Here is a 14,480-nt window from a genome sequence, read left to right on the forward strand (position 1 = left end):
TAAGTTATGGTTGTTTTAATTTTTTCTATATGTTTGTATAAAGAAGATTTTTTAGATGAAAATAAAAGATTTATTCCTCACTCAGGAAGAATTTGAAGTAAAAGAAATTTCGGAAGGAATCCTGAAAACATTTCCAGTGCCCGAAAATTTATCAAAATATTACGAAAGCAAAGATTATATTTCGCATCACCAGGAAGACAAATCTTTAAAAACAAAGATTTATAAATTCTTTCAACAATTCAATTTAAAATACAAAAAATCTATTTTAGATACAGAAGTAAAAACGGGAAAAAAGATCTTGGATTACGGATGTGGAGCTGGAGAATTTCTGAATTTTATAAAAACCAGTTATGAAGTATACGGCATAGAACCAAATGAAAGTGCCAGGAATGCTGCAAAACAAAAAACAGGAGAAGCGAATATTAAAAATAATCTTTCTGAAATTGAAGATTATTCTTTAGATGCAATGACCTTATGGCATGTCTTTGAGCATATTGACAACTATGAAGAATTTTTAGAAGAAGTTTACAAAAAAATTAAGCCAAAAGGAAAATTGATAATAGCTGTTCCAAATTACAAAAGTCACGATGCTGAGTATTATAAAGAATACTGGGCAGCTTATGATGTTCCACGTCACATCTTCCATTTTTCTAAAGAAGGAATAAAATCTATTTTCAATAATGAAAGGTGGTCGTTAAAAAAAATTAGCCCTCTCCTACTCGACTCCTATTACATCTCTATAATAAGTGAAAAGTATAAGAAAAATTCATTTTCCTGGCTAAAAGGAGGAATTCGCGGAGTAATTTCTAACAGTAAAGCGTCAAAAACAGGAGATTTTTCCTCATTGATATATATTATCGAAAAAATATAGAAAATAGAAATAAGACCTATTTCTGAAGGTCGATTTTAAACATAAAAGAGCAAAAACTGATGTTTTGCTCTTTTATGTTATGAAAATTTAGAAATCTTAAAGTATTCCAGATCCTCCAATTTTATATTCTTAGTTCCTTCAGAAAATAAAAATCCAACTCATTACTAAATTTAATTCTTGTGGAACAAATTCAATAATCGAATGAAAAGAAATTTTACATTTCCAATTCCAGGAACAGAGTTATAATTTACAAACTAAGATTCCTGAATAAGAATAATCCTCCTCTACTCTATTATCAAAATTATTTATAATAAACTATACAGTCATTTTACTGATCTGGGTATTTTTAACAAAATTCGAAAAAGAAATTTTGTTGAAATTATTTTATTACTGCATAACCAAAAAACTCTGCAGAAAAAAAACTAATCTGAAGAAATAGATAACTACCACAAAATATTTGTGTGAAATGAATCCTTCTTTTCTGAAGGATTCAATATTTAGCATTGCAAAAATCTTATAAATTAATTTTTAATAGCTGCAACACCAGGAAGTTCTTTTCCTTCCAAACTTTCTAACATTGCTCCTCCTCCTGTGGAAACGTAAGAAACTTTTTCGTCATATCCGTATTGTTTAGCAAAGGCAACACTATCTCCTCCTCCTACTAGAGAAAAAGCATTAAGTTCTGTCGCTTCAGCAATACTGTCTCCTAATTTTATTGTTCCGGTTGCAAAATTTGGCATTTCAAAAACTCCAAGCGGACCATTCCATAAAATTGTTTTGGAAGAAAGGACAACATCATTAAATTTCTCAGAAGTTTTTTCTCCTGCGTCAAGCCCCATCCATCCTTCAGGAATATCATATGCATCAAATTGCTTTGATTCAGCATCATTATTAAATTCTTTAGCAGCTATTACATCTATCGGCAGATAAACCTTAACATTATTTTCCGCAGCACTTTTCAAAATTTGCAGAGCCAATTCTTGTTTATCATCTTCTACAAGAGAATTACCAATATGTCCTCCTTTTGCTTTAATAAAAGTGAAAGCCATTCCACCACCAATAATAAGATTATCTACAGCCGGGAGAATATTTTCAATAATAGTGATTTTAGAAGAAACTTTAGATCCACCTAAAATTGCAGTAATAGGTCTTTCACCATTATGGAGAACTTTATCAATAGCATCAAGTTCCTGAGCCATTAAGAAACCAAAAGTTTTGTTTTCCGGGAAAAATTCAGCAATAACTGCTGTAGAAGCATGCTTACGGTGAGCTGTCCCAAATGCGTCATTAATATAAATATCACCAAGTTTTGCCAACTGGCCAGCAAAGTCCTTATTTCCTTCCTCTTCTTCGTTATAATATCTTAGATTTTCTAAAAGAAGAACTTCTCCAGGCTTTAATTCAGCTACAGCTTCTTCAGCAACAGCGCCAATACAATCCTTTGCAAATTTAACCGGTCTTCCTAAAACAGAAGAAACTTCATCAACAATTGCTTCAAGAGAAAATTTAGGATCCTTCTGCCCTTTTGGTCTTCCAAGGTGTGTCATTAGTATAACGGATCCACCATCATTCAGAACTTTGTCAATAGTTGGTTTGGCAGCTACAATTCTGGTGTTATCAGTAACCTTGCCTTCTTCATTCTGGGGAACATTAAAATCCACACGGATCAATGCTCTCTTTCCTGAAAAATTAAATTCATTAATGCTTTTCATATACAAAACTTATTTGCACAAATGTAGGACATCTCAGCGAAAAAAAACGAAGAAAGCCAAACGAGAAATCAACAATGCATTCACAGATTTTAACAATTAAATTTTATAAAAGAAAAAAAAAGAATGTGTTATACTGTTGTAGCGTTAGGAATTGTGGAAAAAAAATAAGCTCATTTTTACTCATATTTAATCTTTACATAACTAATACTTTATTAACACTAAAAATATATAAAAATCAATGAGTTATAACGTTATCCACACTCTGTGGATAACTATGGATAGGGATAAAGTTGTTCTTTTTCTCTGGGTATAACTTCTTTGTTTTATCCCTGAAAAGAAAATGAAAAAAGTTTTTTTTATTTCACTAAAAATTCTCATTAGTTAATTTTTCTTAAAATAGAAAATAAAGTTCTCGGATAGTTTTCCATAGTTATTAACATACTTTCCCACATTTTATTGGCGTTTTTATGGAAACCTTTTACTGGTGCGTTTCTGTAAGGATTACCTATATTAATATATAGTTGATAAGTTGAGCTGAATTTGATTATAAACAGACAGGTGTCCTATAATTCATATTTTGTATTTCGTTCTTTATAATTAAATTTAGAGTAAATTTGTATCTATACTAATAATAAAGATAAAAAGGAAAATGAAAAAGATTGCTATCGCAGGAGATCACGCTGGTTTCGAATATAAAGAGATCATAAAGAAATACCTTGATGGAAAATACGAGATAAAGGACTTCGGAACTTACTCTACAGACAGTGTAGATTATCCGGATTTTGTACATCCTGCAGCTTCTGCTGTTGAAAACGGAGAATTCGAATTAGGAATTCTGATCTGTGGAAGCGGAAACGGAGTACAGATTACTGCTAACAAACACCAGGGAATCAGATGTGCATTATGCTGGGAAGTAGAAATAGCAGAATTAGCAAGACAGCACAACGATGCAAATATGATGTCTATCCCTGCAAGATTTGTTTCTGAAGATTTAGCAAAGCAAATGGTAGATGCTTTTCTTATAACTAATTTTGAAGGAGGAAGACACCAAAACAGAGTTAATAAAATCAAATTCTGTTAATAAACTATATTTATAGTTTATAATTTTTTAAACACTATACTATGCCTAGGAAGAAGAGAAATTTAAGTAAAAAAAATAATGACAAATTACATGATATAGGAAGATTGATTGTAAGGTTTATGTCTAAGAAAACTTCTAAAATCTATAATTATAAACAGATTGCTGAAGGCATAGAGTTTAAAAACCCAAGGCAGCGTGAGCAGGTTATACAGACATTGCATATTTTGTTGTCAGAAAATAAAATAAAAGAAGTAGAAAAGGGTAAATATATCCTGAATATAGAAATAAGCGATACTCTTACTGGTGTAATAGATTTTAACCAATCTGGCAACGCTTATGTAAAAGTAGAAGGCGTTAGTGATGATGTATTTGTACATCAGAAAAATGTAAAAAATGCTCTACAGGGAGATACGGTTACAATAGTTCCTTTTCATTTTAAAGGAAAAAAACTGGAAGGAGCAGTAGTAGATGTTATTGAAAGAAGCCGTACTCAGTTTGTAGGGACATTCCAATACATTGCTTCCAAGGACTTTGGCTTTGTTATTTTTGATAAAAAAATTATTAATACCGATATCTTTATTCCTAAGACTAAGTTTAACGGTGCAAAAGATGGTGACAAAGTTATTGTCAAAATGCTGGGTTGGGACGATAAGAGTAAAAATCCTGAAGGAGAAATTACTGAAGTACTTGGACATCCGGGAGATCATGAAACTGAGATCCATTCTATACTTGCCGAATACGGACTACCTTATAATTTCCCTCCTGAAGTTGAGGCTGAAGCTCAAAAAATTGACCGGACATTATCGGAACAGGAAATTGCTAGGCGCTGGGATATGCGTGATATACTTACTTTCACAATAGACCCTAAGGATGCAAAGGATTTTGATGATGCTCTTTCACTACGCAAACTTGAAAATGGTAATATTGAAGTAGGAGTTCATATTGCAGATGTATCTTACTATGTACAGCCCGGAACGTTATTGGATCAGGAGGCTTATGACAGAGCTACCTCTGTATATCTTGTAGACAGAGTGGTACCTATGCTTCCGGAAGTATTGAGTAATGAATTATGTTCTCTTCGTCCAAACGAAGAGAAATTTACTTTTTCAGCAGTTTTTGAATTAAATGACAAAGCCGAAATTCAAAAAGAATGGTTCGGTAGAACAGTTATTAATTCAGACAGAAGATTTACCTATGAAGAAGCACAGGAAAGAATCGAAACTAAAGAAGGAGATCTTGCAGAAGAAATAAACCTTTTGGATTCTTTAGCAAAAATACTTCGTAAGGATCGTATGAAGCATGGAGCTATTGCGTTTGACAGAGCGGAAGTACGTTTCAACCTGAATGAAGAAAGTCAGCCAATCGGCGTTTATTTCAAAATCAGTAAAGATGCTAACCACCTGATTGAAGAATTCATGCTTCTGGCTAATAAAAAAGTATCGGAGTTTGTTTCTCTTACCAGAAAGAACGAACCAACAAACAATACATTTATTTATCGTATTCATGATGATCCGGATCCTACAAAATTGGCTTCATTAAGAGATTTTGTACATACTTTCGGATATAAAATGAATATTTCTAACCGGAATAAAATTTCGGAATCTATGAATAAACTTCTTTCCGAAGTAAAAGGAAAAGGAGAAGAAAATATGATTGAAACTCTTGCTATGCGTAGTATGAGTAAGGCCGTTTATTCTACCGAGAATATTGGGCATTATGGGTTAGCTTTTGAATATTATTCGCATTTTACCTCCCCTATTCGTCGTTATCCGGATGTTATGGCTCACAGACTTTTGCAGCATTATCTGGACGGAGGAAAGTCTCCGAATGTGGCTGAATATGAAGAAAAATGCAAGCACTGTAGCCAGATGGAACGTTTAGCAGCTGATGCTGAAAGAGATTCCATCAAATTTATGCAGGTTAAATTTATGGAGAAACATGTGGGAGAAACCTTCAAAGGAGTTATTTCGGGTGTTACCGATTGGGGAATCTATGTAGAAATCCCTGAAAATGGTGCCGAAGGACTCATAAGATTACGTGATCTTACAGATGATTCTTATATGTTTGATGCAAAGAATTATGCTATTGTAGGCATGACGCACGGAAATACATATCAATTAGGAGACGAAGTAGAGATAAAGGTTGTAAAGGCGAATATAATTGCCAAGCAGCTGGATTTTAAACTGATTCAATAAAAATTTATGTTAGAACTAATTTTATCTGCTGTAGGATTAGGCATTATGCTTAGTCTGGTCTTCATTGGACCTATATTTTTCCTGTTGATTGAAACTAGTTTTACGCGGGGCCCCAGACATGCATTGGCTTTAGATCTGGGTGTTATATTAGCTGATATTACCTGTATTGTTGCTGCATATTACAGCAGTCACGATCTGGTAACAATTATAGACCGGCATCCTAGTTTTTACAGAATTACAGCCTTCATTGTCCTTATGTACGCTGTTTTTATGATCCTCACCAAGACAAAAATGCATGTGGAAGGAGAGCAAAAACTTATTAGTCAGAATTATTTTAAAACCTTTATTAATGGTTTTCTTTTCAATATTCTGAATATAGGAGTAGTACTTTTTTGGCTTGTAACAGTAATTTCGGTACGAAAAAATTATCCAAGTGCAGATGAATTTTTGCTATATATAGGCCTTGTAATCCTCACCTATCTCAGTATTGATGTCTTTAAAATTCTTTTGGCAAAACAGTTTCATAATAAACTAAATGATAAGGTTGCGAATAAAATCAGGAAGCTGGTAGGCTTCATTCTGGTTGCTTTCAGCGTATTTATATTCCTACAGAGTTTTAAAAAATTCAATCAGTTTGATAAGAAATTAGAGGAAAGCGGATACCATAAACTTGACCATAACACAGATCAGAAAAAATAATGAAAGAGATTGTTTTTCCGAATAAGATTAAAAAAGGAAGTACTATTGCGGTAATAACTCCGGCAGGCACTATAGAGCCGGGACAGCTGGATAAAACTTTAGCGCTTATAAAAAGCAAAGGTTACGAACCTGTTTTAGGCTCAAATGTCTATTCAAAGTACAGTAATGGTTATAACTACGGCGGAACTCCTGAAGAAAGATTATCCGATCTTCAATGGGCTTTAGATGGTGATTTTGGTGCTATATGGACTACGCGCGGCGGATATGGATGTGCACAGCTTCTACAACAAATAGATCTGAAAAAATACCGAAAGAATCCTAAATACCTTATCGGATACTCTGATGTTACTGTGCTGCAGAGTTATTTACTGAAAAATGGTTTTGCTTCTGTTCACGGACAAAGTATTAAAACATCTTCTCAGGGCGTTTCCGAAGCTTCTTATGAAGGAATTTTTAATATTCTGAGTGGTAAGAAAACTCAATATATTATTGAAAATAATTCTTTAAATAAGAAAGGCAAAGCCAAAGCTCAGCTTGTAGGTGGAAATCTGGCAATGATTTACAGTGTTATGGGATCTAAATATTCTTTTGATTTCAAAGACAAAATTTTATTCATTGAAGATATCGGAGAGCAGTTCTATGCATTGGACCGCATGCTCATGAATCTGGAATTAAACGGAGTCTTTGGGAAGATAAAAGGATTAATTGTTGGTGGAATGACAGGTATGGGAGATGAGAAAACCAATGAGCATTATGAATCTTCTTTCGATCCTATGGCTTATGAAATTATTGCTCAGAAATTAGATAAATACGATTTTCCGGTTGCATACGGATTGGCAAACGGACATATTTTCGATAATCAGCCTCTGATAATAGGTGCTGAAGTAGAAATGAATGTAAAAGATAAAGCACAGATTACTTTTAAATAAAACGAATGGCTGAACATAATGATTTTGGGAAGCTGGCAGAAGAACAGGCTGTCATTTTTTTAAAGCAAAATCATTATCAGATTTTAGCCCGAAACTGGTACTGGCAAAAATCGGAAATAGATATTATTGCCAGAAAGGGTAATATAATCCATATTGTGGAAGTAAAAGCCAGAACTTCAGATGATTTTATCTCACCTGAGGAAGCAGTTAATCGGAAAAAGAGAAAATTACTGATTATGGCAGCTAATGAATTTGTGCAAAATCTGGATGAAGAAGTAGAAGTCCAATTTGATATTATCAGTATCCTGTCTGAAAACGGAAAATATACCCTTGAATATATAGATGATGCTTTTGAAAGCATCGATTGAATATTATACTAACCAGCTGACAGTGTGAAAATATACCAATTATTGGTAGGCTGTCAGGCTATTACATTGCTACATTTATTTATGAGAACAGCATTCATAACCGGAGCAACATCCGGAATAGGAAAAGCAGCAGCGACAAGACTTGCTGGTGAAAACTACAGACTTATTCTTTGTGGAAGAAGAAAAGAAATTCTTGAAGAACTTGCAGGAGAATTAGCACAAAAAACGGATGTATATACACTTACTTTCGATGTTCGAAATTATGAAGAAGTACAGAATGCTGTTGGAAGCCTTCCTGCAGAATGGCAAGCTATAGATATACTGATTAACAACGCCGGAAATGCACACGGTTTAGAGCCGCTTACAGAGGGTAAAGTTTCTGACTGGGATATGATGATGGATGGGAATGTAAAAGGGCTTTTATATGTGTCTAAATGCATTATTCCCGGGATGAAAGAAAGAACTTCCGGACATATCATCAACATTAGCTCTGTAGCAGCATTGCAGACTTATGCTAATGGAGTTGTTTATTGTGCTTCCAAAAAAGCAGTAAAAACAATAAGTGAAGGTATGCGTCTGGAACTTACAGAATTTGGAATTAAAATAACTGATCTTGCACCAGGAGCTGTAGAAACAGAATTTTCAGAAATTCGTTTTAAAGGTGATAAAGACAGAGCAGCAACAGTTTATGCAGGATATGAAGCGCTGAAAGCTGAAGACATTGCAGATGTTATTTCCTATGTTGTAAATGCTCCAAAGCATGTGACAATTGCTGATATGACCATCTACCCTTCTGCGCAGGCCTCTCCTACCCAGATTTTCAGAAAATAGATATTGGGAAATGATTACAGTGTTCTCATAACCTCTTAACTTTTTATAACTTTGCAGCATGAAAATTTTGTACCTGGAAACTTCTTCTAAAAACTGCTCAGTAGCAATCTCTGATGATGAGAAATTGTTGAGCCTTTGTGAGGAAACTTCTGAAAATTATAAACAATCTGAAAGTCTGCATACTTTTGTAGAATGGGCATTAGAAGGAGCTGAGCTTAGTCTTAAAGATATAGAAGCTGTATGCCTGGGCAAAGGGCCTGGTTCTTATACAGGTTTGCGTATTGGAGCAGCTTCAGCTAAAGGCTTTTGTTTTGGTTTGAATATTCCTTTGGTAACTGTTAACTCTCTTGATGCAATGGCTGAGCCATATTTCAATGGTGAATATGATTATATCATTCCTATGATGGATGCCCGCAGAATGGAAGTTTATACCAAGGTGTTTAATCAGAAAAGAGAGGAAGTCTCTCCCACTGAAGCCAAAATCCTGGATGAGAATAGCTTTTCGGAGTATCAGGATTATAAAGTTCTGTTTGTTGGAGATGGAGCAAAAAAATCTCAGGAAATACTGCAGCTTTCAAAAGCGGAATACAAAGATGAGATCTATCCTTCTGCTCAATATCTTGTACGCAAGGCATCAGAAGCTGTAAAAAATAAAAACTTTGAAGATATCGCTTATTTTGAGCCTTTTTATCTGAAAGATTTTCAAGGGGTAAAGAAAAAATCGGCAGGTAATTAATGTTATCCAAACTGCAAAATTGTAAAATCGTTTATTTGTAGTCTTGACAAGGTTTCAAACCTTGCCAAGACTGATAAATTGTACTTTTGCGCTGGAGTATTGTAATTTTACAAATCGTTTTAAAAACATAAAATAAAAACTACAAAAAAGCATTACAGAACCACTCCTATGGAGCGGAACCTGTATAGAATTTTGAATTATAATCCGAATTCCTTCAGTCCTTTATAAACCAAATGTGTCGGAAGTCCCATTATGGTGTAAAAACTTCCATTAATACGCTTTATTTTGGCCATACCTAACCATTCCTGTATTCCGTAGGCTCCGGCTTTATCCATTGGCTTGTAATTACTGATATAGAAATCTATTTCCTCATCCGAAATATCTTCCATTTCAACATCGGCAATATCTGTATATGTAAAGAATTTTTCACCTGATGAAATACGGACAGCTGTAATTACCTGGTGTGTTTTTCCGGAAAGTTTTCTCAACATTTCTCTTGCACCCTCCTCTCCTTTTGGTTTTCCCAGTACTTCCCCATCTTGTACGACGATAGTATCTGCAGTAATCAGGATTTCGTCATTTTTTATGGCAGTATATGCTTTAGCCTTTAATTCGGCCAAATAAGATGGTATTTCAGCAACCGGTAAAGATTCCGGGTAGATTTCCTCACAATCTATTTTTACAGTGCTAAAGTCATAACTAAGAGCCGAAATAAGCTCTTTTCTTCTCGGAGATTGTGAAGCTAATAAAATCTTCATATTTCTTATTCTCTTTTTTTTCGTATTTATTATTTCTGATCTAGTACTTCTAACTTCGTACTTTATCAGATGCTTTGGGTATTATCATCATGCCATTTTCCCTGAGCCTTCATCACCTGCTCTACAACATCACGGACACATCCTTTTCCTCCGTGGATATTGGAAATATAATGAGAGATCTCTTTTACTTCCGGGACTGCATTAATTGGGCATGCAGCAATTCCTACTTTTTCCATAACATATTTATCCGGGATATCATCCCCCATAAATAAAATCTCGTGGTTCTGAAACTGATATTTTGAAACAAAATCTTCAAAGTCTTCCATTTTATCATGAGATTTCATGTAAATGTCCGTTACTCCCAGATACTGCATTCTGTTTTTTACCATAGGGTCATTCCCGCCAGTAATAATGCCGATTACAAAGCCTTCTTTAATAGCTTTTACGATTGCATATCCGTCCAGTACATTCATAATACGGCTCATGCTTCCATCTGGTTGAAGGATAATAGATCCATCCGTAAAAACGCCATCTACATCGAATACAAATGCTTTTATATTTTTCAGATTCTCTTTATAGCTCATACATTTTGGTTATAGATTCGGTAAGTATTTTATAAATATTAAGCTGATTATCATTGTCAATCAGATTTTCCTGAAACCGGATTACATTCTGATCATTTCTTACAGCGGGGCCTGTCTGCGCATCTTTAGGAGAAATTGTTTTTATTTTATCAGCAGTTTCTTCTATTAATGGTAAAAGGTAATTGAACGGAATATCATTCTGCTTACATATTACTTCAGCCTGAGCATAAAGATGGTTGACAAAGTTGCAGGCAAATACAGCAGAAAGATGCATTTGTTTCCTTTGCTCATGATTGATGCGCATCACATTAGTGCTGATTTTATTTGCCAGATCAGTTAAAAGAATATTGTCACTCTCCCACCCTGCATCTACAAAAAGCGGAATTTTTGAATAATCTAATTTTCTGCTTTTAGAAAAAGTCTGCAGCGGATAAAAGCAGGCTTTTCGGTATGGTCCTTCCAGCACATCACGTGATAAGGATCCTGATGTGTGTGCTACAAGAACTTGTTCATATGGTATCTGTTTAGAAACTTCAGCTATTGCCTTATCACTGGTACAGATCAAATAAAAATCTGCTTGTTTTAGCTGATCGGTGGAATATTCAACATTAATTTCTGAGGATAATTTTTTTAGATCCCGTTCATTTCTTCCATAAAGCTGAATAAGATCTATTCCTGCTTCTTTAAAGGCTTTAGCCATGTGCCAGGCAACATTCCCTGAGCCTATTATTACTGTCGTCATACTACAAATATAGGTATAAGATTTTAGGATGTGGTCTTATTCTTCTGAAGATTCTTCTTTAGTAATTTTACGGATTCTGGCTCCCCAACAGCCTAATTGCTTTAGAATAGGAACCAGCTCCAACCCCATTTCAGTATATTCATACTCCACCCGTGGCGGAACTTCAGCATATACAGTTCTTTTGATAATACTGCTTTTTTCCAGTTCACGAAGTTGTGTGGTAAGCATTCGTTCGGTAATATTACAAATACTCTTGTGAAGTTCTCCAAAGCGCTTTTTTCCACCCTCTAACTGACACAAAATAAGAAGTTTCCACCGCCCTCCAATCTGTGAGATAGCATAAGGCGTATCACATTCTATAATGTATTGTTTATTTATATTATTGGTTGATGTTTCTTTTATTTTCCCCATTACTTACTTTTTTTACAGTAACATACAATTTAACGTACTATATGCAAATTTAGACGTATAAATCTAATTTTGAAAGAAAAATCAGAATGAAAAAAGCAGCTTATATAGGGTGCCTCACATTAATTGGAATTATTAGTACAGAGTTTGGAGTTATCAGTATACTTCCTCAGATCTCAGAATATTATGGAGTTTCTATAGATAAGGCCGGAAGTCTTTTGAGTATTTTTTCGATTACAATAGCAGTTACCGGATCTGTAATTACACTTCTTACCTCCGGATTTAATCGGAAAAAGATAATGTTAGTCGCGATGGTCTTATTTTTATTATCGGATATTTTATCGATTCTGGCTCCTCCATTTGGGGTTTTACTCATTGTTAGAATGTTGCCAGCCTTCCTGCAGCCTACCTGTATTGCTGCAGCTATTTATGCGGCAGTGGCTTTGGGAGACGAGAAATATAAGAATGAACTTATAGGAATAGTTATAAGCGGAATTGCTGTTGCTTCAGTAGTTACAGTTCCACTTTCAGGCTATGTATCAGGAGTTTTTCAGCAATGGCAGGCTGCCTATGTTTTACAGGCAATTATTAGCCTTCTTACTATTATTATTATTTATAAAATGCTGCCATCAGTTCCGGCACCTAAAGAAACAACCTCACTAAAGAAACAGTTGGTTATTCTTAAAGATCCCGTATTCCTACTAAGCATGGCTTTTAACTTGTTTCTTATAACTGCATGGTTCTGCACTTACAGTTATATTGCAGAATACCTCCAAAAAAGCCTGGCAATGGATGAAAAAACAACCAGCTATATGATCTTTTTATTTGGAGTAATGGGGGTTGCTTCTAATTGGGTTGCCAGAAAAATGCTTAACAGGAAAATGATGCCGGCAGTAGTATTGTTTTCTTTAGGAACGATTGTACTTCCTTTTTTATTGAATTTCAATACCAATCCGGTACTTACAATTGGTATCATTTCTATCTGGGGATTCTGGTATGGTCCGTGTGTAATGATAGCTGTTGTTTATATGGTTTCTAATGCACCCTCTTATGCACTAGAGTTTGCCAACAGTTTGCAAAACTCAACAGGTAACCTTGGTGTTGCCTTAGGAACCTCAATAGGAGGGTGGATTATTGTTTCAAAAGGAATTTCTGTTACACCATGGATAGGAGCAGCGTTTGGTATTATTTCTCTGCTTATTCTCGCTATTAACTCTTATCTGAAGAAAAACAGAGAACAAAATTGTAATCATAAAATTCAGGAAGCCGAATTCCTGACAGAGTAGGAGTTTTATTCAATTAGTATTAAAATTTTATATTTAATTTATACGCCCTGGTCAGACAATGATCAGGGCTTTTTTATAAAATAAAGTATATGTAAGAAAAAAATAATTTAACTTTTCATAGAATTTGATATCCAACAAAGGAATGAAAATCGATGAGGGGCTCATTATTGAACAAATGAAGTCTCCGAAGACCCGTGAAGAGGGACTTCGGATGCTTATGAGTGCCTATCAGAGTCGATTATACTGGCATATTAGAAGGCTGGTGGTTCAGCATGATGATGCTCAGGATTTGTTACAGGATACATTTGTAAAAGTTTATCATAATTTTGATAAATTTAAAGGAGGTAGCCAGTTGTATACATGGCTTTATCGGATTGCTACAAATGAAGCTTTGCAACACCTGAATAAGATAAAAAAAATGAAGTTGACTGATGAGGGAGCAGAGTATTATCTACAGAATGCTGTTGCAGAAAATGCAAAGCACGATGCTGAAGAATTAGAAATTATGTTACAGAAGGCAATCCAGTGCCTGCCCGAAAAGCAGAGATTGGTTTTCACGCTGAAGTACTATGACGATCTTCCTTATGAAGAAATGTCTAAGATACTGGATATGTCGGTTGGAACATTAAAAACAAACTATCATTACGCAAAAGAAAAAGTAACAGAGTATTTGCGGCAGAACATTGAGGAATTTGAATAAAAAAGGAAATAAATAAAGATGAAAAAGACAGATATTGAAGATTTTGAACGCCGTAATATTTACGATGTTCCTGAAGGCTTTTTCAAAGATATGCAGAGTAATGTCCTTGAAAGAGTGGCAGAACACAAGAAGCCTAAGGGAAAAATACTTTCTATGAGAATGCTGTCCGGTATTGCAGCTTCTTTGGCTCTTATTGTAGGAACTATTTTATTCTACTATACAAACAACAGTGCTGTACAGACACAGGAGAAAATAGTAGACAGGGAAATAGTGGCAGAGAATATACAGCCTAAGGTTGCAGAAAATTCTGATGATAAAAAACAGCCTTCTGATGAGGGTTCTGGCGAAGGAATTGCAGAAAATCGAAAAAAATCTGATGACGGATTTAACTTTGCTGAAAATTCTGCATCTAACTCTAAGAAAGCAATGCTTACAGATTCTAAAAATGCATATAGCAGACCAAAAGCTATCAATGCAGTTGATAAAAAATTTGACAAAGCTATAAGCAATTTAAGCTCTCAGGAGTTGGCTGAGCAGAGTAAAAAATATGAGATTGATACTTATTTAGACTTATATTAAT

General features: G+C 34.6%; 16 protein-coding genes. 11 read left to right on the forward strand and 5 right to left on the reverse strand.

Going from position 1 to position 14,480, the window contains the following annotated elements; genetic code table 11:
* The first annotated feature begins 55 nt into the window (after window positions 1-55).
* Window positions 56-871, forward strand: a complete 816-nt coding sequence (locus AYC65_RS17510) for a class I SAM-dependent methyltransferase (protein WP_034871956.1) — start codon at window positions 56-58, stop codon at window positions 869-871.
* Window positions 872-1,392: 521 nt separating this feature from the next.
* Here the strand turns inward: AYC65_RS17510 and AYC65_RS17515 are convergent.
* Complete coding sequence (locus AYC65_RS17515; RefSeq protein WP_034871955.1) at window positions 1,393-2,583, reverse strand: phosphoglycerate kinase; 1,191 nt, start codon at window positions 2,581-2,583, stop codon at window positions 1,393-1,395.
* 649 nt (window positions 2,584-3,232) lie between these two features.
* Here AYC65_RS17515 and rpiB point away from each other — a divergent pair.
* The 7 genes from rpiB (at window position 3,233) to tsaB (ending at window position 9,422) form a co-directional block, all read left to right on the forward strand.
* Window positions 3,233-3,664, forward strand: a complete 432-nt coding sequence (gene rpiB, locus AYC65_RS17520) for a ribose 5-phosphate isomerase B (protein ID WP_034871954.1) — start codon at window positions 3,233-3,235, stop codon at window positions 3,662-3,664.
* A gap of 41 nt (window positions 3,665-3,705) precedes the next feature.
* Window positions 3,706-5,859, forward strand: a complete 2,154-nt coding sequence (gene rnr / locus AYC65_RS17525) for a ribonuclease R (protein WP_034871952.1) — start codon at window positions 3,706-3,708, stop codon at window positions 5,857-5,859.
* 6 nt (window positions 5,860-5,865) lie between these two features.
* A complete protein-coding gene (locus tag AYC65_RS17530) occupies window positions 5,866-6,558 on the forward strand; it encodes a LysE family translocator (RefSeq protein ID WP_034871950.1) in 693 nt (230 codons plus the stop codon).
* A complete protein-coding gene (locus AYC65_RS17535; protein ID WP_034871949.1) occupies window positions 6,558-7,487 on the forward strand; it encodes a S66 peptidase family protein in 930 nt (309 codons plus the stop codon). Before AYC65_RS17530 ends, AYC65_RS17535 begins: the two co-directional genes overlap by 1 nt.
* 5 nt (window positions 7,488-7,492) lie before the next feature.
* On the forward strand, window positions 7,493-7,855 hold the full coding sequence (locus AYC65_RS17540) for a YraN family protein (RefSeq protein WP_034871947.1): 363 nt from the start codon (window positions 7,493-7,495) through the stop codon (window positions 7,853-7,855).
* 81 nt (window positions 7,856-7,936) lie between these two features.
* Window positions 7,937-8,686: an SDR family NAD(P)-dependent oxidoreductase gene (locus AYC65_RS17545; protein ID WP_034871946.1), complete on the forward strand. Its 750-nt coding sequence runs from the start codon at window positions 7,937-7,939 to the stop codon at window positions 8,684-8,686.
* A 58-nt stretch (window positions 8,687-8,744) separates the two neighbouring features.
* Entirely contained in the window at window positions 8,745-9,422 is a 678-nt protein-coding gene (tsaB, locus tag AYC65_RS17550; RefSeq protein WP_034871945.1) for a tRNA (adenosine(37)-N6)-threonylcarbamoyltransferase complex dimerization subunit type 1 TsaB, read from the forward strand.
* Between the two features lie 197 nt (window positions 9,423-9,619).
* Here the strand turns inward: tsaB and AYC65_RS17555 are convergent, their stop codons facing one another.
* From AYC65_RS17555 to AYC65_RS17570, 4 genes are all read right to left on the reverse strand, one after another.
* Window positions 9,620-10,180, reverse strand: coding sequence for a Maf family nucleotide pyrophosphatase (locus tag AYC65_RS17555; RefSeq protein ID WP_034871944.1), 561 nt, complete (start codon window positions 10,178-10,180; stop codon window positions 9,620-9,622).
* Between the two features lie 65 nt (window positions 10,181-10,245).
* The gene (locus tag AYC65_RS17560) at window positions 10,246-10,764 is read right to left on the reverse strand and encodes a KdsC family phosphatase (RefSeq protein ID WP_034871942.1); all 519 of its coding nucleotides are present in this window, start codon (window positions 10,762-10,764) and stop codon (window positions 10,246-10,248) included.
* Window positions 10,754-11,506 carry a Rossmann-like and DUF2520 domain-containing protein gene (locus AYC65_RS17565; RefSeq protein WP_034871941.1) on the reverse strand — a complete coding sequence of 251 codons (753 nt, stop codon included), beginning with the start codon at window positions 11,504-11,506 and terminating at the stop codon, window positions 10,754-10,756. The genes AYC65_RS17560 and AYC65_RS17565 overlap by 11 nt, the downstream gene beginning before the upstream one ends.
* Window positions 11,507-11,542: 36 nt before the next feature.
* Window positions 11,543-11,917 carry a winged helix-turn-helix transcriptional regulator gene (locus AYC65_RS17570; RefSeq protein WP_034871940.1) on the reverse strand — a complete coding sequence of 125 codons (375 nt, stop codon included), beginning with the start codon at window positions 11,915-11,917 and terminating at the stop codon, window positions 11,543-11,545.
* An 86-nt stretch (window positions 11,918-12,003) separates the two neighbouring features.
* Between AYC65_RS17570 and AYC65_RS17575 the strand changes: the two genes are divergently transcribed.
* From AYC65_RS17575 to AYC65_RS17585, 3 genes are all read left to right on the forward strand, one after another.
* Window positions 12,004-13,200 carry an MFS transporter gene (locus AYC65_RS17575; protein ID WP_034871939.1) on the forward strand — a complete coding sequence of 399 codons (1,197 nt, stop codon included), beginning with the start codon at window positions 12,004-12,006 and terminating at the stop codon, window positions 13,198-13,200.
* 142 nt (window positions 13,201-13,342) lie between these two features.
* Window positions 13,343-13,900 (forward strand): RNA polymerase sigma factor, encoded by a 558-nt coding sequence (locus AYC65_RS17580; RefSeq protein ID WP_034871938.1) that lies wholly within the window; start codon window positions 13,343-13,345, stop codon window positions 13,898-13,900.
* A gap of 18 nt (window positions 13,901-13,918) precedes the next feature.
* Window positions 13,919-14,479, forward strand: coding sequence for a hypothetical protein (locus AYC65_RS17585; RefSeq protein WP_034871936.1), 561 nt, complete (start codon window positions 13,919-13,921; stop codon window positions 14,477-14,479).
* Window position 14,480: the final 1 nt, after the last annotated feature.

Source organism: Elizabethkingia bruuniana (assembly GCF_002024805.1).
GTDB classification, from domain to species: domain Bacteria; phylum Bacteroidota; class Bacteroidia; order Flavobacteriales; family Weeksellaceae; genus Elizabethkingia; species Elizabethkingia bruuniana.

Coding starts and splice junctions, on each gene's coding strand:
- AYC65_RS17510 (WP_034871956.1), top strand. CDS start 56: ATGAAAATAAAAGATTTATTCCTCACTCAGGAAGAATTTGAAGTAAAA.
- AYC65_RS17515 (WP_034871955.1), bottom strand. CDS start 2,583: ATGAAAAGCATTAATGAATTTAATTTTTCAGGAAAGAGAGCATTGATC.
- rpiB (WP_034871954.1), top strand. CDS start 3,233: ATGAAAAAGATTGCTATCGCAGGAGATCACGCTGGTTTCGAATATAAA.
- rnr (WP_034871952.1), top strand. CDS start 3,706: ATGCCTAGGAAGAAGAGAAATTTAAGTAAAAAAAATAATGACAAATTA.
- AYC65_RS17530 (WP_034871950.1), top strand. CDS start 5,866: ATGTTAGAACTAATTTTATCTGCTGTAGGATTAGGCATTATGCTTAGT.
- AYC65_RS17535 (WP_034871949.1), top strand. CDS start 6,558: ATGAAAGAGATTGTTTTTCCGAATAAGATTAAAAAAGGAAGTACTATT.
- AYC65_RS17540 (WP_034871947.1), top strand. CDS start 7,493: ATGGCTGAACATAATGATTTTGGGAAGCTGGCAGAAGAACAGGCTGTC.
- AYC65_RS17545 (WP_034871946.1), top strand. CDS start 7,937: ATGAGAACAGCATTCATAACCGGAGCAACATCCGGAATAGGAAAAGCA.
- tsaB (WP_034871945.1), top strand. CDS start 8,745: ATGAAAATTTTGTACCTGGAAACTTCTTCTAAAAACTGCTCAGTAGCA.
- AYC65_RS17555 (WP_034871944.1), bottom strand. CDS start 10,180: ATGAAGATTTTATTAGCTTCACAATCTCCGAGAAGAAAAGAGCTTATT.
- AYC65_RS17560 (WP_034871942.1), bottom strand. CDS start 10,764: ATGAGCTATAAAGAGAATCTGAAAAATATAAAAGCATTTGTATTCGAT.
- AYC65_RS17565 (WP_034871941.1), bottom strand. CDS start 11,506: ATGACGACAGTAATAATAGGCTCAGGGAATGTTGCCTGGCACATGGCT.
- AYC65_RS17570 (WP_034871940.1), bottom strand. CDS start 11,917: ATGGGGAAAATAAAAGAAACATCAACCAATAATATAAATAAACAATAC.
- AYC65_RS17575 (WP_034871939.1), top strand. CDS start 12,004: ATGAAAAAAGCAGCTTATATAGGGTGCCTCACATTAATTGGAATTATT.
- AYC65_RS17580 (WP_034871938.1), top strand. CDS start 13,343: ATGAAAATCGATGAGGGGCTCATTATTGAACAAATGAAGTCTCCGAAG.
- AYC65_RS17585 (WP_034871936.1), top strand. CDS start 13,919: ATGAAAAAGACAGATATTGAAGATTTTGAACGCCGTAATATTTACGAT.